Annotated in this window: 29 protein-coding genes and 1 pseudogene; 20 read left to right on the top strand and 10 right to left on the bottom strand. The window is 25.9% G+C overall.

Annotated elements, in window-relative coordinates; all coding sequences use genetic code 11:
• Positions 1-83 precede the first annotated feature (83 nt).
• Together QX51_RS21205 and QX51_RS21210 are read left to right on the top strand one after the other, a co-directional pair.
• A complete protein-coding gene (locus tag QX51_RS21205) occupies positions 84-1,031 on the top strand; it encodes a glycerophosphoryl diester phosphodiesterase membrane domain-containing protein (protein WP_242842729.1) in 948 nt (315 codons plus the stop codon).
• 50 nt (positions 1,032-1,081) lie between these two features.
• The gene (locus tag QX51_RS21210; RefSeq protein ID WP_242842730.1) at positions 1,082-1,759 is read left to right on the top strand and encodes a glycerophosphodiester phosphodiesterase family protein; all 678 of its coding nucleotides are present in this window, start codon (positions 1,082-1,084) and stop codon (positions 1,757-1,759) included.
• A gap of 90 nt (positions 1,760-1,849) precedes the next feature.
• On the opposite strand, the gene QX51_RS19535 is transcribed toward QX51_RS21210, so the two are convergent.
• From QX51_RS19535 to QX51_RS11125, 6 genes are all read right to left on the bottom strand, one after another.
• Positions 1,850-2,389, bottom strand: a complete 540-nt coding sequence (locus tag QX51_RS19535; protein ID WP_052233009.1) for an FtsX-like permease family protein — start codon at positions 2,387-2,389, stop codon at positions 1,850-1,852.
• Positions 2,390-2,997: 608 nt separating this feature from the next.
• On the bottom strand, positions 2,998-3,213 hold the full coding sequence (locus QX51_RS19540) for a hypothetical protein (RefSeq protein WP_152607234.1): 216 nt from the start codon (positions 3,211-3,213) through the stop codon (positions 2,998-3,000).
• A gap of 336 nt (positions 3,214-3,549) precedes the next feature.
• Positions 3,550-4,200, bottom strand: coding sequence for an ABC transporter ATP-binding protein (locus QX51_RS11110; RefSeq protein WP_278246224.1), 651 nt, complete (start codon positions 4,198-4,200; stop codon positions 3,550-3,552).
• A gap of 267 nt (positions 4,201-4,467) precedes the next feature.
• Entirely contained in the window at positions 4,468-5,463 is a 996-nt protein-coding gene (locus tag QX51_RS11115; protein WP_039679982.1) for an ATP-binding protein, read from the bottom strand.
• A 55-nt stretch (positions 5,464-5,518) separates the two neighbouring features.
• Entirely contained in the window at positions 5,519-5,989 is a 471-nt protein-coding gene (locus QX51_RS11120) for a response regulator transcription factor (RefSeq protein WP_330376071.1), read from the bottom strand.
• A gap of 54 nt (positions 5,990-6,043) precedes the next feature.
• Positions 6,044-6,676, bottom strand: coding sequence for a GNAT family N-acetyltransferase (locus QX51_RS11125; RefSeq protein ID WP_039680033.1), 633 nt, complete (start codon positions 6,674-6,676; stop codon positions 6,044-6,046).
• A 118-nt stretch (positions 6,677-6,794) separates the two neighbouring features.
• On the opposite strand from QX51_RS11125, the gene QX51_RS11130 reads away from it, so the two are divergent.
• Positions 6,795-7,592, top strand: a complete 798-nt coding sequence (locus QX51_RS11130) for a MerR family transcriptional regulator (protein ID WP_039679983.1) — start codon at positions 6,795-6,797, stop codon at positions 7,590-7,592.
• 88 nt (positions 7,593-7,680) lie between these two features.
• Here the strand turns inward: QX51_RS11130 and QX51_RS11135 are convergent, their stop codons facing one another.
• On the bottom strand, positions 7,681-8,292 hold the full coding sequence (locus QX51_RS11135) for an acetate uptake transporter (protein WP_039679984.1): 612 nt from the start codon (positions 8,290-8,292) through the stop codon (positions 7,681-7,683).
• A gap of 326 nt (positions 8,293-8,618) precedes the next feature.
• Between QX51_RS11135 and QX51_RS11140 the strand changes: the two genes are divergently transcribed.
• Positions 8,619-9,251 (top strand): biliverdin-producing heme oxygenase, encoded by a 633-nt coding sequence (locus tag QX51_RS11140; protein ID WP_039679985.1) that lies wholly within the window; start codon positions 8,619-8,621, stop codon positions 9,249-9,251.
• An 88-nt stretch (positions 9,252-9,339) separates the two neighbouring features.
• Here the strand turns inward: QX51_RS11140 and QX51_RS11145 are convergent, their stop codons facing one another.
• Complete coding sequence (locus QX51_RS11145) at positions 9,340-10,059, bottom strand: tRNA 2-thiocytidine biosynthesis TtcA family protein (protein ID WP_039679986.1); 720 nt, start codon at positions 10,057-10,059, stop codon at positions 9,340-9,342.
• Between the two features lie 225 nt (positions 10,060-10,284).
• Here QX51_RS11145 and QX51_RS11150 point away from each other — a divergent pair, with 225 nt between their 5' ends.
• The 4 genes from QX51_RS11150 to QX51_RS11165 all read left to right on the top strand — a co-directional run bounded on the left by QX51_RS11150 (position 10,285) and on the right by QX51_RS11165 (position 13,077).
• On the top strand, positions 10,285-10,590 hold the full coding sequence (locus QX51_RS11150; RefSeq protein ID WP_039679987.1) for a PadR family transcriptional regulator: 306 nt from the start codon (positions 10,285-10,287) through the stop codon (positions 10,588-10,590).
• A gap of 260 nt (positions 10,591-10,850) precedes the next feature.
• The gene (locus QX51_RS11155) at positions 10,851-11,507 is read left to right on the top strand and encodes an ABC transporter ATP-binding protein (RefSeq protein WP_039679988.1); all 657 of its coding nucleotides are present in this window, start codon (positions 10,851-10,853) and stop codon (positions 11,505-11,507) included.
• A complete protein-coding gene (locus QX51_RS11160; RefSeq protein WP_039679989.1) occupies positions 11,507-12,262 on the top strand; it encodes an ABC transporter permease in 756 nt (251 codons plus the stop codon). The genes QX51_RS11155 and QX51_RS11160 overlap by 1 nt, the downstream gene beginning before the upstream one ends.
• A 71-nt stretch (positions 12,263-12,333) precedes the next feature.
• Positions 12,334-13,077, top strand: a complete 744-nt coding sequence (locus QX51_RS11165; protein ID WP_039679990.1) for a hypothetical protein — start codon at positions 12,334-12,336, stop codon at positions 13,075-13,077.
• On the opposite strand, the gene QX51_RS11170 is transcribed toward QX51_RS11165, so the two are convergent.
• The gene (locus tag QX51_RS11170) at positions 13,074-13,280 is read right to left on the bottom strand and encodes a hypothetical protein (RefSeq protein WP_242842731.1); all 207 of its coding nucleotides are present in this window, start codon (positions 13,278-13,280) and stop codon (positions 13,074-13,076) included. The two genes, QX51_RS11165 and QX51_RS11170, sit on opposite strands and share 4 nt — an antisense overlap.
• 70 nt (positions 13,281-13,350) lie before the next feature.
• On the opposite strand from QX51_RS11170, the pseudogene QX51_RS11175 reads away from it, so the two are divergent.
• From QX51_RS11175 to QX51_RS21215, 5 genes and pseudogenes are all read left to right on the top strand, one after another.
• Positions 13,351-13,710 (top strand): annotated as a pseudogene (locus tag QX51_RS11175) (hypothetical protein); the annotation flags it as partial.
• A gap of 381 nt (positions 13,711-14,091) precedes the next feature.
• The gene (locus QX51_RS11180; RefSeq protein ID WP_039679991.1) at positions 14,092-14,433 is read left to right on the top strand and encodes a zinc ribbon domain-containing protein YjdM; all 342 of its coding nucleotides are present in this window, start codon (positions 14,092-14,094) and stop codon (positions 14,431-14,433) included.
• A gap of 180 nt (positions 14,434-14,613) precedes the next feature.
• Positions 14,614-15,210 (top strand): PAS domain-containing protein, encoded by a 597-nt coding sequence (locus tag QX51_RS11185; protein WP_039679992.1) that lies wholly within the window; start codon positions 14,614-14,616, stop codon positions 15,208-15,210.
• Between the two features lie 170 nt (positions 15,211-15,380).
• Complete coding sequence (locus QX51_RS19545; RefSeq protein WP_052233013.1) at positions 15,381-15,725, top strand: histidine kinase dimerization/phospho-acceptor domain-containing protein; 345 nt, start codon at positions 15,381-15,383, stop codon at positions 15,723-15,725.
• Positions 15,726-15,952: 227 nt separating this feature from the next.
• Positions 15,953-16,375 (top strand): sensor histidine kinase, encoded by a 423-nt coding sequence (locus QX51_RS21215; protein WP_278246225.1) that lies wholly within the window; start codon positions 15,953-15,955, stop codon positions 16,373-16,375.
• Positions 16,376-16,440: 65 nt separating this feature from the next.
• On the opposite strand, the gene QX51_RS11195 is transcribed toward QX51_RS21215, so the two are convergent.
• Entirely contained in the window at positions 16,441-16,809 is a 369-nt protein-coding gene (locus QX51_RS11195) for a zinc ribbon domain-containing protein (protein ID WP_039679993.1), read from the bottom strand.
• Between the two features lie 188 nt (positions 16,810-16,997).
• On the opposite strand from QX51_RS11195, the gene QX51_RS11200 reads away from it, so the two are divergent.
• The 7 genes from QX51_RS11200 to QX51_RS11230 all read left to right on the top strand — a co-directional run bounded on the left by QX51_RS11200 (position 16,998) and on the right by QX51_RS11230 (position 24,943).
• Positions 16,998-17,657: a YitT family protein gene (locus QX51_RS11200; RefSeq protein WP_039679994.1), complete on the top strand. Its 660-nt coding sequence runs from the start codon at positions 16,998-17,000 to the stop codon at positions 17,655-17,657.
• 165 nt (positions 17,658-17,822) lie between these two features.
• Entirely contained in the window at positions 17,823-19,256 is a 1,434-nt protein-coding gene (locus QX51_RS11205; RefSeq protein WP_334291548.1) for an NAD(P)/FAD-dependent oxidoreductase, read from the top strand.
• Between the two features lie 3 nt (positions 19,257-19,259).
• On the top strand, positions 19,260-20,159 hold the full coding sequence (locus QX51_RS11210; RefSeq protein WP_039679996.1) for an NAD(P)/FAD-dependent oxidoreductase: 900 nt from the start codon (positions 19,260-19,262) through the stop codon (positions 20,157-20,159).
• 218 nt (positions 20,160-20,377) lie between these two features.
• Complete coding sequence (locus QX51_RS11215) at positions 20,378-21,238, top strand: NAD-dependent epimerase/dehydratase family protein (protein WP_039679997.1); 861 nt, start codon at positions 20,378-20,380, stop codon at positions 21,236-21,238.
• Positions 21,239-21,395: 157 nt separating this feature from the next.
• Complete coding sequence (locus QX51_RS11220) at positions 21,396-21,851, top strand: S-ribosylhomocysteine lyase (RefSeq protein WP_039679998.1); 456 nt, start codon at positions 21,396-21,398, stop codon at positions 21,849-21,851.
• Between the two features lies 1 nt (position 21,852).
• Entirely contained in the window at positions 21,853-22,560 is a 708-nt protein-coding gene (locus tag QX51_RS11225; protein WP_039679999.1) for a vitamin B12 dependent-methionine synthase activation domain-containing protein, read from the top strand.
• Entirely contained in the window at positions 22,544-24,943 is a 2,400-nt protein-coding gene (locus QX51_RS11230) for a homocysteine S-methyltransferase family protein (protein WP_152607235.1), read from the top strand. Before QX51_RS11225 ends, QX51_RS11230 begins: the two co-directional genes overlap by 17 nt.
• The last annotated feature ends 158 nt before the right edge of the window (positions 24,944-25,101 follow it).

The raw sequence follows: 25,101 nt of genomic DNA on the forward strand, positions 1-25,101 counted from the left end.
AAGTATTAAAATAAATATTCTTATATAGGATAAGGATATTAAAAAACTTATATACACCTTAATAAAAACAAATGGAGAAAATTATGAATAATAAAATTTCAAATAAATTTATTACAATGATTAAGTACAATTTTAGCACATTAATTTTATTTGAACTAATTCACAAATTAATAGCTTTACTTATGATTCCAACCTTTAAATATATAGTTGATATATCAATGTTTAGTTCAAATATAAAGTATGTAAATGTAGATAATATTATAAATTTATTAACTAATCCAATATCACTAATCTTAGTAATATTAATAGTGATAGTACTAGCTTTTTATATGATATTTGAATTTATTTCTTTGATTATATGTTTAAATGAGTCTGTTCAGTATAAAAAGATTGGATTATTTGAACTTGTTAAAATATCAATAAATAGATGTATAGAGATATTTAAATTTAAAAACATATTATTAGTATTATTCGTACTGTTAATAATTCCATTAACTAATTTAACTTTAACATCTACTTTTATAGGAAAGTTGAAGTTACCAGATTACATACAAGATTACATAAGTTCTAATCATGTACTGAATATAATCTATCTTTTCGTTATGTTGATTTTATATATATTGGTTATCAGATGGATTTTCAGTATTCATGAGATTACTTTATCAACAAATACATTTAAAGAGGCTAGAAAAAATAGTGTAAGAATTACAAGAGGTAAATATATTAAGCTAATTGTTGTTTCTGTTGGGTTATTTATATTAACCTCAATTATAGGATATATAATTTATAAAGCTTCAATTATATTGATAGGGTTATGGACAAAATATTATATTCCAAGGTATTATGATTCAGATACTGATTTAAAAAGCATATTTATAAATAGGTGTTTCATAATTAATGAATACGCAGTAGTTGTTTCTATGATATTTAACGCTATAATTAATATGGGTATTATTTCATCACTTTATTATGAATATAAAGGCATTGATATTCATAAATTTAATCCTAAAAAAATAAAAAGCCAATATTAAAATCTATTTCTAAATTAATAGTAATATTATTTTTATTCCAACTTGAATCCATGGGATTTTCATACTTAACCCAAAATGATGCATTTAATACATCATTTTTTTACAATACAACAGCTACAGGTCATAGAATTTCAGCTGCAAGAGCTCCAGAAAATACACTAGCAGCACTACAAGAAGCTATTAATGGTGATGCAAAATATATAGAAATAGATGTGCAAGAGACAAAGGATGGAGAGTTAATTATAATTCATGATTCGAATTTTAAGAGAACTACAGGTGTATATAAAAATACCTGGGAAGTTAATTATGATGAAGTTAAAACATACGATGGCAGTTACTTTAGTTCAGACTTTTCTGGAGAGAAAATACCAACCCTTCAGGAAGTAATAGACAGCGCTAAAGGTAAAGTGGAATTAGTTATAGAGATAAAACTTAATGGTCATGAAAAAAGTGATGTAACGAAAAGAGTTTTAGACTTAATTAAAGCCAATAAAATTGAACATCAGAGTATTATAGCTTCCATGGATAAAGATGTATTAAAAAGGGTTAAGGAATTAGATTCAAGCATTGAAACATGTTATTTAACTGCAGTAGCATATGGTAACCTTTATAATTGGGACTATGTTGATAGTATAATTACAGATAACCCATATTTAGTTTCGGATTCTATTTTTTGGAAGAAAAATGGATATATTAATAAAGTAGCTAATGCCTTATTTAATAAATAATAATGAAATTTAGATAAGTAATATTTAATTTTTATATAGTAAGGAGTTGCATGACTAAATTTTAATTAGACATGCAACTCCTTTATTAATTTATATGGTTTTATTTTTATTACTATTTATGATATTTAAACTTTGGAAGTAACTCATGCATAAATATATGCTATACATAAGAATTACAATTGATGATAGCATATTTTTTAATATACCTACATCTACAAGCTCAAGTATCATAACATAAATTAATTTAGTTACGAATAATGAGTGTAAGATAGTTAATGATAGTGGTGTAATAAATATTGTTAACACCTGTATAAAAATAGCTTTCTTTATATGTTTCTTTTTTATACCAAGTTTTCTTAATAGATTAAATTTTTCTTTATTTGAAGTTGACTCTGAAAGTTGTTGTAAAGCAAGTACTGTGCCTGATGATATTAACAAAATAATTCCTAAATATACTGATATGAAAGAAAATGTAGTATTAAGTGCAATTTTTTCTCCATCTATTACTAATTTTTGGTCTAACATGTATTCATAATTATTAGAATTATCTTTTATATTATAAAAAGCATCTAAAAACATGTTATCATAGTTATTGTTTGACTCAGTATAGTTAACATTTAAAATAGTCATAGTAGGATTTAGATTATCTAAAACTATATCGGGAACAATAATTGTACCAAAGTCTGTGGCATTTACATTGGAGCTATATGTTAAATTATATAATTTTGAATCTTTTAATTTAAGAATATTACTATTTATATTTATCGGTTTTGGTTTACTTTTTATATAATTTTCATATACTTGTTTATATTATTTTATATCATAGTTTATCAAGAATTCATTATTATTTAAATGTATTTCATTTAAACTTCGTTGCTTTTTAACAGAGTTATAATTACTAATTCCAACAACATTAAGTGGTTCAAAATTATTATCTAAACCGAAATTATTATATTTAAATTATTATAGTATATTTTTTTAACCTTTTTTAAAGATATTATAATGAAGTCAGATACTGAGAGAAAGAATAAATAAGTACCAATAATAAGTAGAATTATACAAGTAGTAAACACCATTATATATCCAAGTGAGGTACGTGGATCAGTAGTGAAGAATACTATATAGGATGCTATGGTACATATTATAGACAAAGTAAAAAATATTAAATTAGAAGCTTTTCATGGTGAATCAGAAGACTCATTTTTTTATCTGAATTTATTAAATGTATTAAATTATACTTAAGCATATTTTTTGTTGAAATGGTTAACTATTAATAGTACTAGTGCGAAAAATACTATTGTTTTTATCGTAGATACAAATGAAAATGAAAATTTAAAATCTAAAGAACTAATTGTTAACATTTTAGTTGCAATCATACAGAGTCCCTGAGAAGATAATAAGCCTATGACTACAGTTTCCCTAAACATTAATTTATTTATATCTCTTTTATCCATGCCAAGAGTTATATAAATACTGAACTATTTTTTTCGCTTCTTCATGATAAAGTTATTAGAATATGCTATTAGAAATCCAAATATAATACATATTACTATAGAGAACGTTGTTAAAATGATTCTCGACATATAGATACTTGAATCCAAAATTCTATTTCCATTTAGTAGTGACAAAGTATCATCTAAGGCATTAAATGAATATAAAAGTACCACACCAAATGCTAGTGTAATAAAGTAAACAGCATAATCATTAATACTTTTCTTTGCATTATTTCTTGTAAGTTGCTTAAAAGACTCTCATGAAATGTGAGAAACATACTTTTTTTATGAATTATTCTAGAAAACATGTTGATTGTCACCTCTAAGAAGTGAGATTATACTAATTATTTTGTCGAAGAATTCTTTACGAGTATAATCTCCACGAACTAGTTCATTGAATATTTTTCCGTCCTTTATAAATAATATTCTTTTGCAGTAACTAGCAGTAAAGGCACCGTGTGTTACCATTAATATAGTTGCTTTTAATTCTTCATTTAATAATTCAAGATTTTCTAAAAATATCCTTGCAGATTTAGAGTCTAATGCACCAGTAGGTTCATCTGCTAATATTAATGAAGGTTTTGTAATTATCGCTCTTGCACATGCTATTCTTTGTTTTTGTCCACCATATATTTCATAAGGATACTTATTAAGTATCTCTCTAATTCCTAGTTTTTCTGAAATTTTATTTATTTTAGAATCTATTTTCTTTGGCGATTCACCTGTAATTGCAAGGGCTAATGCAATATTATCACGAGCAGTAAGCGTATCTAGTAAATTGAAATCCTGAAATATGAATCCAAGTTGCTCCCTACGAAACTTAGATAATTCATCTTCACTCATTTTGGTAATATCTTGACCAGAAATATGAATGTTTCCAGCAGTGATGCTATCTATAGTAGAAATACAGTTTAAAAGAGTAGTTTTACCACTACCTGAAGCTCCCATAATTCCAATATATTCTCCCTTTTCAACATCAAAACTTATATTATCAACAGCCTTAGTAAGGCTTCCTTTATTTCTATAGTATTTTTGACTCTTAATATTTTATTCATAATAATTACCTCCTTTTATTTATATCAATGATACCATTCATACAAATAGGCTATCTACAAATTTATATAACAGAAATATAACATCTTTGTAATATTATGAACAATTAATCAAAGTAGTAAAGGTTTCAAATAGAAAATTATTTGCAATAAAAAAAGGCTATTATATATCCTTAATAAACGTCAATTTAACAGTTGTGCATTTTTCAAACTCACTTGAAATATCAATATCAACTTCCAACTTATTACATAATTTTTTACATAGATATAAACCTATTCCCGTAGAAGTAGATTTTATCCTGCCATTAACACCGGCGAATCCTTTTTCAAATACTCTAGATATATCTTCTTTTGGAATACCTATACCATTATCTTTTATATAAAGACATATTTTATTATTAATCTCTTCACTGTAAAATTCTATTGTAGGTTTATTAATCCTATATTTAATAGAGTTACTTATAATTTGACAGATGATAAACTCTATCCATTTGGAATCTGATAAAATATAAAAATATAAATCATGTAGCATAGTCTTCATACCAATATTAATAATTTCTTTTGATTTATTTTTAATAGTATTAGTTATAATGTATTTAAGATATAATTTTTTTATATGATAATCCTTCTCCACTGTATCACTCTTTGTAACATAAAATACTTGCTCTATATAATCATCTATTTTATCAATTTCCTCTTCTATACTTAAGGTAGTAATGTTTTTATTATTTTCAATCAAAAGCTTAGATGTAGAAATAGACGTTTTAATTTCATGTACCCATGTTTCTATATATTGTCGATATTCTTTAAATTTATTATTGTAGCCAGATGTTATATCATTTATATATTTACTTTCAACCTTTAGAGATTGGTACAGTATTTGACCTTCTATAAAGTTTGGGATTTCTATTATTTCTGTAATATAAGATTTTTCATCTAATTCACTGAATGTATCAATAAAATCATTGTAAAATTTTTTTCTTCTTATAAAATCTATTACTAATATCAATATAAAGCTGAATAAAAATATCATTTCAGTGAAAATTATATAGTTTATATTTATTTCAACTAAAAATATAAACATAAACGTAATAATCAGTGTAAGTAACAATATGAGAATACTAATAGACTTATCTTTTATGTATTTTAATATTGTCATACCATATACCCTATTCCTCTTCTAGTGATTAAATAATTTTCAAGTACAATGCTATCTAATTTTTTCTAAGTCTATTAACATTAACTGTTAATGTATTGTCTTCTACAAACTCTGACATTTCCCACAAAGAACTTAGTATTGCATTTCTAGGAATTATATTTGCACTATTTTCAATTAATAGCTTTAAAATGCCAAGCTCAGTTTTAGTAAGCTCAATGCTTTTACCATCATGAGACACATGCCCCCTTAAAACATCTAAAACAGCACCATTATGACTTATTATAAGAGAGTTGCTATTTCCATAACACCTTCTTAATACAGAAGAAATATGTGCAAGAAGTATCCTTGGATTAAATAGTTTAGTAATAAAATCATCTGCACCTAAATTCATAATTTCTAATTCATCAATATCACTTTTGCTACTTGTAACTACAATAATAGTTATGTCTAATTCTTTTCTCAACTTTTTGCATATATAAAAACCATCATATATAGGTAAATTTATAACAAGAATATATAGATTAATTGTAAAACCGTATCACAATTAAGTGATACGGCTCTTAATATAAAACTAATAAATTTATTGAAAATTATATCCATATAAAAATACATTTAATTTAGCATCTACATAATTAAAATATATTTCTTTTTCATTTAATTTATTGAAATTTTGACTATCATAAAATCCATAGTTGCATCTGCTATCTGTAAATAAATATAAAGATTTTACATCCATACTTTTCATATAATCAGATAAGTATTTAACTAAAGTTTTTCCAACACCAAGTCCTCTAAACTCTTTAGATACAACAAATAACTGTATACATCCTTGGAACATATCTTCTTTTCCTTTTATTATATCTTTATATGCATCTGGAATTTTTAAGAACTCTTTAAATAAAATTTGATTTTCTGCATTATTCATTATTAATTCAATTGTATTATTGTCAAACTCTAAAGACTCATTAAGATTGATTATACGATTTTTATCATTTTTAGCATTTCCCAAAATAAAACCAATTACTTTATCATCTTTTGTGGCAACTTTACTAAATGAAGTATCTAAAATGCAGTCTTGAAGATACCCACTTAATACAATATCTAGTAGTTGCTTGTCTTTAATAAAATCAGAAAATCCAAATGCTTCTCCAATCAATTCTTTAATAGTCTCATAATCTGATTTCATTATATCTCTGTAAATTACCTTGTTCATATTCATAAAATATCCTTTCATTTAATTTGATTTATATTTATACAACAAATACTGTATAATGATAATAATCTCTCCCCTAAGAGCAGAGTCAATAAAAAATAAAAAAGATGGTGATAAAATGGAAAAACTATTCTCCATAGGAGAAGTTTCTAAAATTAAAGAAATTACAATAAAAGCTTTAAGATATTATCATAAAATGGGAATTCTTATACCGAAGTATATCGATGAAACTACAGGATATAGATACTATTCTATAGATCAGTTTGTATATATAGATATTATAAAAGGTTGTAGATCATTAGAAACTAGTATAAAGGAACTTCAAGAAATTTTTCGAGAATGTAATACTGATAAGTTGCTTGAATTTTTAGAAATAAAAAGATGTGAAGCTAAAGAAAAGATAAATAAAATGAACCAGGTGATTGAAAAAATTGACATGCTAAAGGAAAGTATAAATTCATCAAAGGAAATATTGCATGAAAATGAAATATCAATTAGTTTTTTTAAACCTCGTTATATAATTGTCCTACCATGTAAAGAAGCAGGTAGCTTAAAAGAATTACTTTATTATTCTGATTTAGAAAAATTAGTACTAGAGAAAAATATAAAAATATCTGTACAAAGAGGAATTATATATAATATTAATTCTAGTGGAGATACAGAAGTTAAATATGTATTTAATGGAATTGAAGAAAATAAAAATATAAAAGTTGATGAAAGTATAAAAGTATTGCCCGAAGGTAACTATTTAACTATAGTTTACAATAGGGAAAATGAGAAAGAATGTATTAAAAAAATATCTAATTATATAAGGGAAAATAATATAAAAGTTGATAGTATTATAGAATTTGATTTATTTAATGATATTTTTGATACTAAAACTTATAGTACCCAAATTCAGATTTTTTTAGGTTAATAGAAATATGAAAGAAAATAAAAAGTGAAAAATAGCCTTAAACATTCAAGTAAAATGTTTAAGGCTATTTATTTATATATATAAGTTATTATTTTTTAAATATGCCAAATGGCTTTCCAACTGGTAAGAATACTCTTCCGAAGTGAGTATTTAACACAGCAGCACCACATCCGTAGAATCCTACTAAAGCTATTGCCATTTCAGAGTATGCAGCTAATGAGTGCATAGCATGTTCCATTATACCGAATGAAGATAATGATAATCCTATGAATAAGAAGTCTATTAAAACAAATATTGTAAATAATACCTTATGAGTTTCCATAGCACCTATAGTCATGATTACAGAGAATATTAAGAATCCTAAGTAAGCAAATCCTAATTGTTTAACGTCAACAGTAGCTGCTAATTCAGCTCCAAATACACCAGCTTTTATTAACCAAGTAAATCCAACTGCATACCAGAACATTGCATAAGCACCGAATGCTGTAGCACCGAATGTATTATCATGCTTGAAATCATTTATACAAGCTATTAATTGAGCAGTAGCTCCTAAGAATATTGCCCAAGGTAAAACGTAAGATACACCTGAAGTTAATCCTAATTTTTGAGATGAAGCAACAAATGTTATTAATGCTAATCCAAAAAGTCCTAATGCTGAAGGATCAGCAGTTACAACTTTAACTTTTGTTTCGTTTGTCATTATGAGACCTCCTATAAATGTTTTATATAAAAAGTATTTTGTATACACATACTAATCTATAATACCAAAAAATTTGCTCCAGGTATACAAAAAAATTTAAATAGTTAATAATTGGTGCAACTTAGAGATACCAAGGGGTAGGATATCGTATTCATAACACAAAAATAACAAAAAATATAAAAAAATGTTTAAGTTAAAAAAGAAGGGGGAATAAATATATTAAAGAAAATGATAATTATTATCAATTAAGATGTAGTAATAAAACTTAAAACAAAACTTTTTGTAATAAACAAATAAAAAATATAACATTATAGGTGGTGACGGTTATGGATTTAATAACTAAAATAAGAAAAAACACAGGAGCTTTACATAGTGCAGCAGAGCATTCGGGAATTTTAAAGAGAATAGTGGATGGAAATGCATCAGTAGATGGTTATGTAGAATATTTATTTAACCTTAGTGAAATGTACAAGGTAATAGAAGAAACTATAGAAAATAATAAAGATAATGAAGTTGTTAAAGAGTTTGCAACACCAGAATTATATAGATATAAATTAATAGAAAAAGATTTAGAATATTTTTTAGGTGAAAACTCAAATAAATATGAATTATTATCATCAACTATTGCCTTTGTAGAAAAAATAAAAGAAATAGGTAACACAAATCCAGAATTGATAGTAGCGTATGCATATACTAGATTTATAGCAGATTTATTTGGAGGTAGAACATTCGTATCTTTATTGGGTGTAAATTATAAAGTTCCTGCAGAAGGATTAAACTATTATAATTGCGATGGAATAAAAAATATAAGAGCATACGTTATGAACTATGCTGCAAAAATTAATGATATGAAACTATCTTCAGAATTGGAAGAAAAATTAGTAGTTGAAGTAAGCAATGCTTATATCTATAATTTGGCTATATCCCAAGAATTAGAGGCTAAGTTATATATGAACTAGAAAAATACTTTAAAGTATTTTTCTAGACACTATACATTTAAAATGCATTAAGAAGGCTATACCACTTTTGGTATAGCCTTCTTAATATTTATCTTATTTTTTCTTTATCCCAAATAAAGACTTTATCAGGATTATTTAAAGCGCCAAAAATATTCTTTTTAGAACCAGGCATATCTTCGTTTAATCTAGATACAAGTTCTTTTATATTTTGTCTATTAGTTTTTCCATCAGCTGGGCAAGGATTTTCTATAATTGGATAATTATAATCTTTAGCAGCCTTTTTCGTCATATATTCTTCAACATAAATCATAGGTCTAATTATAGTTAATTGCTGTCTATCCATATGAGTTTTAGGAGAGAAGCAACTTACTCTACCTTCATAAAGCATTGACATTAAGAAAGTTTCAATAGCATCATCTCTGTGATGTCCTAATGCAACTTTATTGCAACCTAATTTTTTTGCCGTATCATTAAGGGCTCCACGTCTTAAGTTTGCGCATAATGAGCATGGATTTTTTTCTTTTCTAATATCGAATACAATTTCTTTTATATCTGTTTGAACTTCATGATAAGGTATTGATAAATCTTTACACAGTTTATGAAGCGGAGTGTTGTCAACTCCTCCTGGATTTAAAGTTATAGCTATTAGATCAAATTTTTCTGGTGAAAATCTTTGATAACTTTTTAATATATGAAGTAATGCTAAACTATCCTTTCCTCCAGATAAACCAACTGCTATTTTATCATTTTCTTCTATCATATTAAAATCTTTAATTGCTTGACGAGTTTTGCTAAGTAGTTTTTGCATATATATTCCTCCCAATATATAAATTAAAATCTAACAATTTTCAAATTTTAAAATTAAATAACTTAATTATTATAACAAAGTTGAAAAATAGTAACAATTATAATAATTTGGATAAAATTCAATAAAAACTTAAAACTATTTTATATACATATTGAAAAAGTCTAGGATAGAGAAAATATATGGATTAAAATAGAATTATATAAATATAACTAAGGAGTTGAGTTTTTGAAAGATCAAATAATTAGGAAAATTTTTAATGGATTAATATATATTCATATACTGCATCATGGTAATGAGCAATGTTTTTATGGGAGTTGGATGATTGAAGAATTAAAAGAACATGGATATAATATAAGCCCTGGAACATTATATCCAACATTAAAATCAATGGTAGATGAAGGATATTTACTTAAAGAAGAGAAAAATGTTAATGGGAAAATAAGAAAATACTATAAGAATACTGATAAAGGTAATGAATTATTAAATGATTTAAAGGAAAATTTAAAAGAGTTAGTAAATGAAGTTTTATAAAAGAAGTAAGATATTGTAAATCAATATCTTATCTTTTTTATTGTAAAAATTTATTATACATGTTAATATCAAATTATGATATCGAAAGATGATATTGATAGAGGATGGATAAGTGAACATTATAGAAAATAGACAGAGTATAAGAAAATGTATTATACAAATATCTCTTGTAGAAATATGATATGCTCAGTCTAAAGATATAAAAAGAAGAAAAGTAGACGAAAAAAAGTACATTATAATGTTTGGTAAGTGAGGAATATATGAAAATAATTCAGCTAGATAATATAAGATATGAAGATAATGAAAATGTGATTTTAGATGGAATTACAATAGATATAAATAAAGGAGATTGTATATCTATAATAGGTGAATCTGGAAGTGGAAAAAGTACATTATTAAAAATATGTGGAGATTTGATAGAAGTAAAAGAAGGAAGTATTAAGTTTAAAGGAAAAGAATACTCTTATTATGAATCAACGGACTTAAGGAAAAAAATTAGTTATTCTATTCAAATACCATATTTGTTTGGAAATACAGTTTATGATAATTTAGAATTTCCTTTTAAAATAAGAAATAAAGAAATAGACAATGAAAGAATAATTAATTTGTTGAAGAGATTTAAACTAAAAGAAGATATAATAAATAAAAATATAAATTTATTATCTGGAGGAGAGAAACAAAGAATAGCTTTTATAAGAAATATTATTTTTACACCAGAAGTTTTATTGTTAGATGAAATAACATCTGCTTTAGATATTGAAAATACAAAAATTATAGAAGATTATATAGAAGAACTAAATAAAGAAGGAGTAACTATATTATGGGTTACTCATAGTGAGAAACAAAGTGAAACTATATTCAATAAAAGGATAACTGTATCAAAAGGAAAAATTGAAAAATTAGAGGAGTTTAACTAATGAAAACAGAGGCGTTAATTTTATCATCAGTATTACTAATAATTCCTATTATGATTTCATACAAAGAAAAATTAGAATTAAATAGAGATATTATAATTAGTATGTTAAGAGCAATAATTCAACTATTAGTAATTGGATATGTATTAGATTTTATATTTGGGCTAGACAAGTTAATTTATACAGCTGTATTAGTCTTAGTAATGATTTTTAATGCAGCCATTAATACAAGGAAAAAAGGATTTCTTATAGCAAATCAAGTTTTAATATCATTTATATCTATTTCTATAGGAACGGTCGCTACTTTAGGTATTTTAATTGGATCAAAAGCAATAGAACATACTCCTAATGAAGTAATACCTGTAGCAGGAATGATAATAAGTAATTCAATGGTTGCCATAGGACTAAGTTATAGAAACTTAGTTAATAATTTTAAAAATAATTCAATAGCAGTCGAAGTTAAGTTATCCCTAGGAGCAAGCATAAAAGAAGCATCAGCTGAGATAATTAGAGAGAGTATTAAAATATCCATAATGCCAACTATTGATTCTGCTAAAACTTTAGGAATAGTTTCATTACCAGGGATGATGACAGGATTAATTCTGGCAGGCTCATCTCCAGTGGTTGCAGTTAAATTTCAGATAATGGTTACTTTTATGATTTTATCATCTTCGTCCATAGCTACAATTATAGCAACTTATTTAAGTTATAAAAAATTCTTTAATGATAGAAAGCAGTTAAAATCAATTGTAGATTAAATATATTAATAGATTATTGATATAATATTTAAATAGAAGGAAATAATTTATTAATATATTTAGGAGATGTCATGAAAAAAACATTATACGATTATAAAATGGAAATAGAAAAACTTCCTATTAAAGATAAATATACAAAAGAAGAATTGCTGATAGAAGATTTTTTAATAGAGAAAGAAAATAATATAGAAATATATTACGCTCCACATAATGAGTACATAAACCCAAAGGCAAAAATACTAATTATAGGTATAACACCAGGATTTATACAAATGAATACGTCAATAGCTACTGCAAGAAAAGAATTAGAAAATAATGATGACATAGAAGATATACAGTATAAGTGCAAAGTATCAGGTAGATTTAGTGGAAGTTTAAGAAAAAATATTATATCAATGTTAGATGAAATAAAATTAAATGAAGCTCTAAGCTTAGAAAGCTGTAGTGAATTATTTGATAAAAAAGATTATTTAATGCATACTGTGTCATTAATACCTTATCCTGTTTTTGTGAAAAAGCAAAACTATACAGGCCATACACCTAAGCTATTAAAAAGTGATTTTTTAATGAAATATATCTATGAGAATTTTATAAATGAAATACATGAACTAAATGACTTTGAAGATATATTATTAATACCACTAGGAAAAGCTGTTGAAGAGGTATTATGCAAATTAAAAGATGAAAAATTTATTAAAGAAAATCAGATACTTATGGGATTTCCTCATCCATCAGGAGCCAATGTTAATAGGTTAGTTCAGTTGGAAGAAAATAAAGAAAGTATGATAGATTTTATAAAAAGAACCGTATCTTAAGCTGATACGGTTTTGCTATTTATTTTATCAATATATAAATTATAAGTTAAACCTAATACTACTAAAGTTCCACCAATTACTTGGTAAAAAGAAATTTTACCTGTAGACAAAGCATTTATAATTATTCCTGTGAAAAGTTGACCAATAAATAACAATAAAGTTAAGTAAAAAGATGAAATCTTTGAAGATAAAAAAGAGAGCATAGTAACTATAATAACACCTAAAAGTCCACCGGTATAAACAAACCATGGAGCATTTAAAGCAAAAGTATTTAAAACATTGCCTAATGGTAGAAACTCACTGCTTGCTTTTTATAAACCTTTTAGAGTAATAGGAGATATAGAGGTTGTAAAAAATCAAAGTTCAACAGGTACAATTCAAGCTTTTAGTACTTGTTACTGTTTAGCTATATCTATGGAAAAGGTAAGATTAGAATTAACTAAAGATAGAAAGTTTTTAAAATTTACTTGTGAAAGTTTAGCAGAAAAACTAGCAGCTGTCAGTATGAATAGATCTATCAATTTACTTTATCCATTGGAAAATAGATTATCTAGCTATATAAATGAATCATTAGTTTATGAAGAAAATACATATATTGATTTTGATGAAAATTTAATTAATATAGCAGAGTGATTAGGATGCAGTTATAGACACCTGCTTAGAACGTTTAACACATTATGTAAAAAGGGTGTATTAAAACGAGAAAATGGAAAATATAAAGTAATTAATCAGATATTATTAAAAGATTTGGCTGGAGAATTATATCAATATGCTAAGTTCATATAAATCTTTTTATATATGAAAAAGATAGATAAACTAATTTATATTTAAAAAATAAAAATCTTATTTAACTATGTGGAATTATATAAAAAACGATAAAATAGATAAACTAATTATATAGAGGTATATTGTTAAGTTATAAAAATGTGATACAATATGAAAGGCTATAAAGCTATTATATAAATAAAAAATTCTATTTAAGAATTAGACATAAGAAAGAGAGGAAATAATATTATGGAAAATTATCCAAATTGCCCTAAATGTAATTCAGAATATACTTACGAAGACGGAACTTTATATGTTTGCCCAGAATGTGCTCATGAATGGTCACAAACTGAAGAGGCTATAGAAGAGAATGTAATAAGAGATGCAAACGGAAATATATTAAATGATGGAGATGCTGTAACAGTAATAAAAGATCTTAAAGTAAAAGGTGCTTCATCTTCTATAAAAATAGGAACAAAAGTTAAAAGTATACGTTTAGTTCCTGATGCTGCTGATGGACATGATATAGAATGTAAAATAGATGGTTTTGGAGCTATGAAGCTAAAATCAAGTGTTGTAAAAAAAGCATAGTATAAAAATAAGAACTAGGTATAAACCTAGTTCTATTTTATTTTATAAAAAATCACTTGATATGTATAAATAATGAAAATAAAGTCTTTTTATGAAAGGCGCATTTTGGTATTATTTAAATAACAAACATACAAATGTAAAATAAAAAGGGCGTATATAAAAGTATTGAAGGAGAGTAATATGGACAAAAAATCTAAAGATGACCAAAGGTTATATACAATAGAGGATTTAGAATGCATATTAGAGCACATACCTTATGAAGTTTGGATAAAAGATAAAGAGGGAAAACATGTGTACATAAATAAAAGGGGTGCTAATAAAATAGGTCTAGATAAAGAAGATATAATAGGAAAATCAGATAAGGAAATTAGGCCTAAGGAATTTTGTTGTAAATGTGATGAAACAGATAAAATAGTTTTAGAAGAGAAAAGAGAGCTATTTTATGAACATGAATACTATAGCGATAAGGATGAATTTTATAGGGTATATAAATTTCCTATAAAAGATAAAGATGAAAATGTAAAATTTATAAGTGGATTTTCAAATGAATATAGCTATGGTAAAAAAATCAATGAAGAATTAGAAAATTTATTTGTTAGTAATATGGAAGAATTAGAAGATATAGAGTGTACTCAAGCTATAAGTAGAATATTAAAAAACCTAGATTCAATGATAAAATGTACAAGTATAAATTTATTCTTAGTAGATAAAAATGGTGATAATTTAAAGAATTACTTAAGTAATGAAAACGATATATTTTGTGAAAATACCCAATAAATATAGATTATAAGAAATTTTCTAAACTATACAAAGATAAATTAGACATTAATGTAGATAATAGTTTAAATAACGAATTTAAAGATAATTATATAGAAAAATATAAATTATATCCTGAGTCAAAGTTGAAAATATTTCCATTAAAGTTTAGGGAAGAGCTAATAGGATTAATGTATATACATTATAAAGATGAAAAAAAATATACAAGTGACTATGATGGATTTATAAATGATTTGTGTAGTCAACTTAGTATATTAATTGTAAATATAGAATATAAAAATAAATTAAGACATAGATTAACTAAGTTTGAGGAAAAGGCTAAATATTTACAAAGTGAAAATGAAAAATTAGAAGAGGCTATAGGGGTTGAAATGATAAAGGTAGACTTTTTAGAAAATATGTCTCATGAGTTTAGAACACCTATAAATATAATTTTGATGACTGCAAAACTACTAATATCATCTATGGAAGATAATGGAATAAACTTAGATAAACAAAAAAAATTAAATATTTAAAAACATTAAAACAAAATGGATATAGAATATTAAGACTAGTAAATAATATTTTAGATACAACGAAGATTGACAGCAAATATGAGAAAATACAACTTACTAATCATAATATAATTAATATAATTGAAGATATAGTCTTATCTACAGCAGATTATATAAAAGATATAAATAAAAGTATAACATTTGATACAGAAGAAGAAGAGTTAATTCTAGCATGTAATCCAGATGCTATAGAAAAAATAATTTTAAATTTAATTTCTAATTCCCTTAAGTTTACAAATGAAGACGGTGAAATTCATATTGATATAAAAGTGAATCATAATGAAAAGAAACTATTTGTTCATTTAAAAAACAATGGTCCTGCTATATCAGAAGAAGATTCGAAAAAGATATTTGATAGATTTGTTCAAGTGGACAATCATTTAAGAAGAAGTAGTGAAGGTAGTGGAATAGGATTATATCTAGTTAAACGCTTAATTGAAATGCATGATGGAGAAATATGGTTAAATACAGATGTTGAGAGTGGGGTAGAATTTATTTTTTACATTCCCATAAAAACAATAAATAATGAAGACGTAGTTGTCCACTCAATAGAGGATCACTCAAAGATAGATAAATGCAATATAGAATTTTCAGATGTATATTCTTTATAAAATAAAAGATAATGACAATTGAACAAATTAAGTTCAACTGTCATTATCTTTTTATTACTCTAATTCTATAATTTTTGTCCGCATTTAGGACAATATTGAAAATCTTCATTACCTATGTATCCACAATTAGAGCATTTATTCACAGTAGGTTGGTTATAATTTACTAGTTGCAAATCATTTTCTGAAATTAATATGTTATCTCCTCTGTTTATTCTTACTCCTATATCATTATCTAAAATATAAATACTATTACAACAAGTATTTTTTACAAAGTATTTTTTGCTCCATTTAAAAATGGGAATAAAGAAAAAACTAAAACACATATAAGTCATATAAACTTCCATTTTTCCAAAGGCACCACACCTAGGGCAAACTATACTTTGAACATAATCTAACTTCTTTTCTCCATTAGATATACCACCAATAAAAAACATATTATCAACTCCCATATCAATTATATCATAGGATAAAATTGTTAATTAATTATATAAAAATGAAAAACAGTAAATAAAATGACTATTTACCACTAAAAAACTAATATATTTTATCCAAATATGTAGTATAATATATTCTTAAGTTGTAAAAATATATAACTTTTTTAATATGAAAGGGAATTTAAAATATGAAAAAAAATAATAATTTAATATCAACTATAAGAGACTACATTACCATAACAATTGGAGTAATATTAGTAGCATTTGGAATACAATATTTTTATGCACCAAATGAAATAGCAGGTGGTGGCTTAAGTGGATTAGCTTTAGTTATTAGTAACTTCGTTCCTGTACTATCAGTAGGAACTATTATATTTTTAGGTAACTTAATATTATTTGTAATAGCGTTTGTACTAGTAGGTGGAGATTTTGGCATGAAAACGATATATGCAAGTTTTGCATTATCATTTGTAATGGACTTTATGGAGAAGGTAATGCATTCTTATGCATTAACGAATAATTTATTATTAGCAGTTGTAATGGGTACTGTAGTAATAGCAGCGGGTATAGGTATTACTTTCGCGATAAATGCTTCAACAGGTGGAACGGATATACTAGCAAAAATACTTAATAAATATTCTACTATTAACTTGGGAATATCTTTATTGTTAGTTGATTTAGCTGTTGTTATATGTGGAGCTTTAACATTTGGACTAGATAAAGGATTTTATTCTTTATTGGCTGTTGTCATGAATGGATTAGTAGTTGATAGAGTAATAATAATGATAGAGAAAAAACAAAAAGAAAAAGCTAATTTAAATTCTGAAGAAGAGAAGTTAGCTGTTTAAGATAAAAACGTATCAATAGTATTGATACGTTTTTTTTATGGTAATAATAAGTATTTTTCATAATAAAACATATGGAAAATAAATCCTTAGAGGATTATAATATTGAAATATCGATAAATTTGAAGGATTTAGTAAATATTAAATTTAACAATAATTTAAGGAGGAATGGTTTTGAAAGACGTTGTAATTATAGGTGCTGGTATAGTAGGTTGTTCTATTGCCAGAGAACTATCTAAATATAATTTAGGTGTATTAGTAATAGATAAGAATCAAGATGTTTCAGAAGGGATATCTAAGGCAAATAGTGGGATTATACACGGTGGATATAATGAAAAAAAAGGAACATTAAAAGCTAAATTAAATTTAGAAGCCAATAAAATAATAGATTCTTTAGCTGAAGAATTAGAATTTCCTTTCAAAAGAAATGGTTCCTTAGTATTAGCTTTTAACGAAGATGAATTTAAAAAATTAAAAGAACTAAAATCCAACGGTGAAGATTTAGGAATAGAAGAGTTAGAAATTTTAGAAAAAGGTGAAGTTTTAGATTTAGAGAAAAATATAAATTGTGATGTAGTAGGAGCCTTACATATAAAGAATTCAGGTATAGTAAGTCCTTATGAAATGACCTTGGCTTTTGCTGAAAATGCGTGTGAGAATGGAGTAGATTTCTTACTAGGACATGAAGTAATAGATTTGAAAAAACATAAAGACTATTATACTCTGATTATAAAAGATAAAGAGCCTATAGAAACAAAAGTAGTTATAAATGCAGCTGGATTAGGTGGTGCATTTATAAATAATTTAGTAAGTGAAACTAAGTATGAAATAGAAGGAGTAAAGGGAGAATATTGTTTACTTGATAAAATAGCAGGTGAACTTTGTAAAAAGACTTTATTTCAAGTACCAAATGTGTTAAGTAAAGGAGTATTAGTTACTCCAACAGTAGATGGAAATTTACTAATTGGGCCAAACGCTACTCCTAGTGATGCTGACGATATAAAAACTACAAGAAGTGGAATAGATGAAATAATATATAAAAGCAAAAAGACTATGGAAAAAATACCTTTTGATAGAGTTTTAAATACTTTTAGTGGAATAAGGCCTAAGGTGAAAACACAAGACTTTATTATTGAAGAGGTTAAGGATGCTAAAAACTTTATTAATGTAATAGGAATAGATTCTCCAGGTTTAACTTGCGCTCCAGCTATAGCTAATTATGTAATAGATTTAATAAAAGAGAATCTAAAATTAGAAGAGAAAATAAACTTTAAAGCTCATAGAACAAAAATGATAAGAATGAGTGAACTTAGTATAGAAGAAAAAAATAAATTAATATGTTCAAACCCTACTTATGGGAAAATGATATGTAAATGTGAATTTGTTACAGAAGGTGAAATAATAGATTCAATAAAAAGACCTTTAGGAGCAAGAACTTTAGATGGAGTAAAAAGAAGAACAAGAGCGATGATGGGAGGGTGTCAAGGAATTGGCTGTATGATACCTATAAGCGCTATTTTAAGTAGAGAATTGGATATAGACATAAGTGAAGTTAATAAAGATGTTGAAAATTCTTCAGTAGTAGGATTTAAGGAGGATTAACCTATGGCAGTATATGAATTAATAATTGTAGGTGGCGGTGCAGCAGGTATGCTTTGTGCCATAGAAGCTAAAAGATTGGGTATAAAAAATGTATTATTAATTGAAAAAGATAATATACTTGGAGGAGCATTGTGTCTAGGAAATTACAATATAAGTAATGAGTTAAAGATTACAGGAAAATTTTACAGAAAATATTTAATAGAAGAATATGAAAGATATAACATTGAAACAAAATTAAATACAATGGTATTAAAGATTGAAGAAAATAAAGAAGTTCTTTGTACAAGCCCAGCTAATGGAATTGAAAAGATAAAAGGTGATAAAATTATATTAGCAAATGGAGCAAAAGAAGGATCTAGAAAAGCTATAGCTATGGTGGGAAGTAGATGTTCAGGCATATATACTGTAGGAATGGCAAAGAAAATTTTTGCTATGGACAATATAGTACCAGGTAGAAAAATACTTATAAATGGTTGGAATACCTTATATATGATTGAGAAAGAGCTAAAAAGAAGCAATGTAGAAATTGTAGGAATTATTTCAGACAAAGAAGACATAAACACTTATGGATTAACAGAAAATATTTATTATAATTATGAAATATCAAATATACAAGGTAGAGGTAGAGTGGAAAAAGTAATTTTAAACAATGGTGATGAAGAAATAGAAGTGGCTTGTGATACAATATTATTTGCAAAATCGCAACTTTCAGATGGATTAGTTGCTATGAGAAGTGGAATTAAATTAAATCCAGATACTACTGGACCAGAAGTTAATGATGAATATATGACTTCAAAAGAAGGGGTATATGCTTGTGGAAATGGCATTTATATTCATAATTATATTGAAGAAATAGAAAGAGAAAGTTCATTAATAATCGAGGAAATAATAAATAATAAATAAAGAAAAGGATGAAATGTAATTATTTTATATTTCATCCTTTTCGACTATAAAAATCAAATTTTTCAACTTAATTGTATACTATTTTTATGATAGAAAAAACAATGTGAAAAGTATAAAAATAATGAGGAAAATTAAAAAAATAACAAAGCATATAATGAGATAAAACTATGATACTATATATAAGGAACTATTATGATATAAAGGGGGATGTATTGTAAATGTATTCGGTTTTAATTATGGGAGGTAGTGACTTTGTTGGTTCATCATTAGCTAAGTACTTAATTAAAAAGAAATATGATGTGGACATAATGACTAGAGGAATTAGATCAATCGATTATGATGGGATAGGAAAACATCTGATTTGCAATAGAAAAAATGCAGATGAAATGAAGATGATTTTAAAAGATAAGAAGTATGATTATGTTTATGATATAAGTATAAAGAATAAAGAAGATGCAGAAATACTTATTGAAAATTTAAATAGTGAAGTGTTAAAAAAGTATATAGTCATATCATCTCAGGAGAATAATATTAAAAAGGAAGAACTGAGGATAGATGAATTTATTAAGAATACGCCCATTCCTTATATTATAATTAGACCATCTAATATATATGGAGATAAAAATAAAATATCCAAAGAAGAATATTTTTTTCATAAAATAGAAAAATCAATTCCAATAAAAATCCCTAAAAACAGTAATTTAAAAGCACAATTTATTTATATAGATGATTTTGTAAAGGTATTATTTAGCTTAATAAAAACTACTTATGTTAGAGAAATATATAATGTAACAAATCCTCAATTAATCTCATTAGAGGAATACATTAATACATGTAGTGAAATTGTAGGAAAAGAAGCTAATATTAAATATATTGATGCAAATATTATTGATGCAGATATAAAACAAAAGTTTGAAAGAAATTACTTAGATATAGATAAAATAATACAGCATGGATTATATATTCCAAATATATTATTAAGTGATGGAGTATCACTCTTATATGATTGGTATAAAAAAGTTTACCAAGAGAAAATAAGTATAAAGGATAAAATAGAAAAAGTATTACAAATAGGATAAAACAAAGATATTACTAAGCCTTTACCATGAAAAAGTGGTGAAGGCTTTTTGTCTAAAAATTAGAAAAATTTATGAAAAAAGTAAAAAATAATACTATAATAATATTAATGTTATTTTAGGATAATATATTAACAATTTGATATAAGGAGTTTGGAATATGGAAAAAGTAGAAAGTTTTAAATTGGATCATAATAAAGTAAAAGCACCTTATGTAAGAAAATGTTGTGTGCTAGATGGAAAAATGGGGGATAAAGTTAGTAAATTTGACTTAAGATTTTTACAGCCGAATGTGGAAGCTTTTGGGACGGCAGCTATACATGGTTTAGAGCACTTATTAGCGACATACTTAAGAGAAGAAATGGATAACATAATAGATTTATCTCCAATGGGATGTAGAACAGGTTTCTATTTGATAATGTGGGGGGACGTAGAGCCTAGCTTAGTTAAATTAGGATTGGAAAGAGCTTTACAAAAGGTGATAGACTGTAAAGAGATGGTAGCAGCTTCTGCAGTAGAATGTGGAAACTACAGAGATTTATCACTATTTGGGGCACAAGAGTATGCAAAAAAAGCATTGAAAGAAGGGTTCTCTTTAAATATTTATGGAGAATAATATGAAGGATAATATTAAAAATTTAATTGAAATAGATGAGAGGGAAGTTTTAAGATATTTACAATATAAGGATCAAGATATAGAGAGTGATTTATCAGATAAAATTAAACAGTGTATAAAAAAAACAAAAGAAATTATAAATCCTAGATTTGTATTTAGAAAATATGGAGTAAAAAAATCAAAATTTTTTAATAAAAAGAATGAAGTTTATTTGGAGGGGTCTAATCTTATTTTACAAAGTGATGATGTATATAATTTGTTATTAGAATGTGACGAATGTATATTAATGTCTGCTACTTTAGGGTTAGAGGTAGAAAGAGAGATTAGAAAATTAACTTATACAGATTTAACAAAAGGAATTATAATAGATGCTTGTGCTACAACAGCAATAGAAGAAGCTTGTGATATAGTACAAGATAATATAGCGAAACAACTATTAAAAGAAGATAAATATATAACCTATAGATATAGCCCAGGATATGGAGACTTATCTATAGAAAAAAATTCAGATATTAATAATCTATTAAACAGTCAAAAAGAAATAGGATTAACTGTAACAGATAGTGGAATAATGATTCCTAGAAAATCTGTAGTAGCTTTAATTGGAGTTTCTCATAAAGGAATTGGTAATACTAAAAAATCTTGTGAGAATTGCAATAATAGACATAATTGTGATTATAAAAAGGAGGGCGATGGTTGTGGGAATTAAAGAATATCTAAAAGATAATTTACTAATATTTGATGGTGCAATGGGAACAATGCTTCAAAAAGAAGGCCTTCCTATTGGGGATAACCCAGAAATATTTGGAATGAAAAATCCTGATAAATTACTGAAAATACATAAAAAATATTTAGAAGCTGGTTGTAATGTATTAACTACAAATACATTTGGATGTAATGAATTAAAAGTTACTAAACTAGGATATACAGTAGAAGAAATAATTGATAATGCTATTACAATAGCAAAGCAAGCAATAGGTGAAAGTGATAAAAGCAAGCCTAGATTCGTGGCGCTAGATATTGGACCAATAGGAGAAATGTTAGAACCTATGGGAACATTATCTTTTGATAGAGCTTATGAAATATTTAAAAGACAGGCTATACAAGGCGAAAAAAGTGGTGCTGATTTAATTATAATAGAAACAATGATGGATCTTTACGAGGCTAAGGTTGCAGTTCTTGCAGCAAAAGAAAATACAAATCTACCAGTTATATGCACTATGACATTTGATGAAAATGGAAGAAGTTTTACAGGATGCTTACCTGAGGCTATGGTTGCTACTATAGAAGGATTAGGAGTAGATGCTCTTGGAGTGAATTGTTCTCTTGGTCCAAAACAGCTTTTACCAATAGTAAAAATAATTACAGAGTTAGCAAATGTTCCAGTAATAGTTCAAGCAAATGCAGGTTTACCTGTAATTGAAAATAATCAAACAGTATATAAAATGACTGCCAAGGAATTTTTCCAAGGAGTAAAAGAGTTTGTTGATTTAGGAGTATCTATTATAGGTGGATGTTGTGGAACTAATGAAACTTTTATTAAAGAGATTTGTAATAATATAGATCAGTTACAAAAGAAAGAACCTAAAAGAAGAGAATCTACAATTGTGTGTTCTGCTGCTAAATATGTTGATATACAAGGGCCTGCCATAGTTGGAGAAAGGCTAAATCCAACTGGAAGACAACCACTGATAGATGCGTATACTAGTGGAAGCAATGATTATGTAATAAATCTAGCACTTGAACAAAGTAAAGAAGGTTCGGAAATTCTAAATGTTAATGTTGGAGTACCAGAATTAGATGAAGAAAAAGCTATGAAAAGAGTGGTAAAGGGCATACAAGAAGTTGTAGATACGCCTTTACAAATAGATTCATCAAATGTAGCGGCCTTAGAAGCTGGTCTTAGATATTACAATGGTAGAACCATAGTAAATTCAGTTAATGGTAAAGAAAAGTCCTTAGAAACAATATTACCTCTTGTTAAAAAGTATGGAGCTTGTGTAGTAGGTCTAACTTTAGATGAAGAAGGAATACCAAGTACTGCAGAAGGTAGATTTAATGTGGCAAAAAAAATAGTTGAAAGAGCAGAAGAATATGGAATAAAAAGAAAAGATATTTTTATAGATTGTCTTTCTCTTACAGTATCAGCCCAACAAGATGAAGCTATGGAAACTATAAAAGCAATAAAAATGGTAAAAGAAAAATTAGGTTGTAAAACTATATTAGGTGTTTCGAATATATCTTTTGGTATACCTAATAGACAGGGATTAAACAATACCTATTTAAATTTGGCACTGGGATCAGGTCTAGATTTACCTATAATAAATACAGAAGATAAAGCAATGGTAGAGTCTGTATATGCTTACAAAGTAATAAGTAATATGGATAAAGGTTGCTTAGAATATATTGAAAAATTTAGAGATGTTTCAAAAGATAATAAACAAAAAGAAAGTAAAAATCATGATAATTTAACATTGGAAGATGCTATTGAAAGAGGATTAAAAGAGGAAGCTAAGGATTTAACTTTGCAAATTTTAAGTTCGAAAGATGAGCACTACGTTTTAGATGAAGTTTTAATACCAGCTTTAGATGTGGTAGGATCTAAGTATGATAAAGGTGAGTTATTTTTACCACAAATGATACAATCAGCAGAAACGGTAAAAGTTTCATTAAATATTATAAAAGAGAGATTGAGTAAGAATAATAATACATCTTCAAAAGGAAAAATAATAGTTGCTACTGTTCAAGGCGATATACATGATATTGGTAAGAATATAGTAAAAATAATGCTTGAAAATTATGGATATGAGATTATAGACTTAGGTAAAGATGTTCCTATTGAGGAAGTAGTAAAAAGAGCTAAAGAAGAAAATATAGAGCTTATAGGCCTTAGTGCTTTAATGACTACTACTGTAGAAAATATGAAAAAAACAATATGCGCTTTAAAAGAAAATGGTATTAATGCAAAAGTGTTTGTAGGTGGTGCAGTAGTTACAGAAGAGTATGCACAAAAGATAAATGCAGATTACTATTCTAAAGATGCAAAGTCTGCAGTAGAAATAGCTAAAATAAATTTTAACAATAAAATATAATTGAAAAAAAATATGAAAATATGTTAGAATAGAGAAGCAGTTTATAATTTTATGTACTAAAAATAAGTAAAATATATATTATAAATTGTGTTAATATGTTAATATTAAATAATAACTAATCTATTGCTTAGATTAGACAAAATTAAAAATTTCTCGTC

The sequence above is a fragment of the Terrisporobacter othiniensis genome, from assembly GCF_000808015.1.
Taxonomy (GTDB): Bacteria; Bacillota; Clostridia; order Peptostreptococcales; family Peptostreptococcaceae; genus Terrisporobacter; species Terrisporobacter muris.

Bases quoted from the DNA above. Each gene is read 5' to 3' on its own strand.
- QX51_RS11215 (WP_039679997.1), top strand. From the start codon at position 20,378: ATGTATTCGGTTTTAATTATGGGAGGTAGTGACTTTGTTGGTTCATCA.
- QX51_RS11130 (WP_039679983.1), top strand. From the start codon at position 6,795: ATGGAAAAACTATTCTCCATAGGAGAAGTTTCTAAAATTAAAGAAATT.
- QX51_RS11165 (WP_039679990.1), top strand. From the start codon at position 12,334: ATGAAAAAAACATTATACGATTATAAAATGGAAATAGAAAAACTTCCT.
- QX51_RS11145 (WP_039679986.1), bottom strand. From the start codon at position 10,059: ATGCAAAAACTACTTAGCAAAACTCGTCAAGCAATTAAAGATTTTAAT.
- QX51_RS11230 (WP_152607235.1), top strand. From the start codon at position 22,544: ATGGTTGTGGGAATTAAAGAATATCTAAAAGATAATTTACTAATATTT.
- QX51_RS11155 (WP_039679988.1), top strand. From the start codon at position 10,851: ATGAAAATAATTCAGCTAGATAATATAAGATATGAAGATAATGAAAAT.
- QX51_RS11220 (WP_039679998.1), top strand. From the start codon at position 21,396: ATGGAAAAAGTAGAAAGTTTTAAATTGGATCATAATAAAGTAAAAGCA.
- QX51_RS11170 (WP_242842731.1), bottom strand. From the start codon at position 13,280: ATGCTCTCTTTTTTATCTTCAAAGATTTCATCTTTTTACTTAACTTTA.
- QX51_RS11195 (WP_039679993.1), bottom strand. From the start codon at position 16,809: ATGTTTTTTATTGGTGGTATATCTAATGGAGAAAAGAAGTTAGATTAT.
- QX51_RS21205 (WP_242842729.1), top strand. From the start codon at position 84: ATGAATAATAAAATTTCAAATAAATTTATTACAATGATTAAGTACAAT.
- QX51_RS11110 (WP_278246224.1), bottom strand. From the start codon at position 4,200: ATGGGAGCTTCAGGTAGTGGTAAAACTACTCTTTTAAACTGTATTTCT.
- QX51_RS11200 (WP_039679994.1), top strand. From the start codon at position 16,998: ATGAAAAAAAATAATAATTTAATATCAACTATAAGAGACTACATTACC.
- QX51_RS21210 (WP_242842730.1), top strand. From the start codon at position 1,082: ATGGGATTTTCATACTTAACCCAAAATGATGCATTTAATACATCATTT.
- QX51_RS11135 (WP_039679984.1), bottom strand. From the start codon at position 8,292: ATGACAAACGAAACAAAAGTTAAAGTTGTAACTGCTGATCCTTCAGCA.
- QX51_RS11180 (WP_039679991.1), top strand. From the start codon at position 14,092: ATGGAAAATTATCCAAATTGCCCTAAATGTAATTCAGAATATACTTAC.
- QX51_RS19535 (WP_052233009.1), bottom strand. From the start codon at position 2,389: ATGACTATTTTAAATGTTAACTATACTGAGTCAAACAATAACTATGAT.
- QX51_RS11125 (WP_039680033.1), bottom strand. From the start codon at position 6,676: ATGAACAAGGTAATTTACAGAGATATAATGAAATCAGATTATGAGACT.
- QX51_RS19545 (WP_052233013.1), top strand. From the start codon at position 15,381: ATGTATATACATTATAAAGATGAAAAAAAATATACAAGTGACTATGAT.
- QX51_RS11115 (WP_039679982.1), bottom strand. From the start codon at position 5,463: ATGACAATATTAAAATACATAAAAGATAAGTCTATTAGTATTCTCATA.
- QX51_RS11185 (WP_039679992.1), top strand. From the start codon at position 14,614: ATGGACAAAAAATCTAAAGATGACCAAAGGTTATATACAATAGAGGAT.
- QX51_RS19540 (WP_152607234.1), bottom strand. From the start codon at position 3,213: ATGGATAAAAGAGATATAAATAAATTAATGTTTAGGGAAACTGTAGTC.
- QX51_RS11160 (WP_039679989.1), top strand. From the start codon at position 11,507: ATGAAAACAGAGGCGTTAATTTTATCATCAGTATTACTAATAATTCCT.
- QX51_RS11225 (WP_039679999.1), top strand. From the start codon at position 21,853: ATGAAGGATAATATTAAAAATTTAATTGAAATAGATGAGAGGGAAGTT.
- QX51_RS11140 (WP_039679985.1), top strand. From the start codon at position 8,619: ATGGATTTAATAACTAAAATAAGAAAAAACACAGGAGCTTTACATAGT.
- QX51_RS11210 (WP_039679996.1), top strand. From the start codon at position 19,260: ATGGCAGTATATGAATTAATAATTGTAGGTGGCGGTGCAGCAGGTATG.
- QX51_RS11205 (WP_334291548.1), top strand. From the start codon at position 17,823: ATGGTTTTGAAAGACGTTGTAATTATAGGTGCTGGTATAGTAGGTTGT.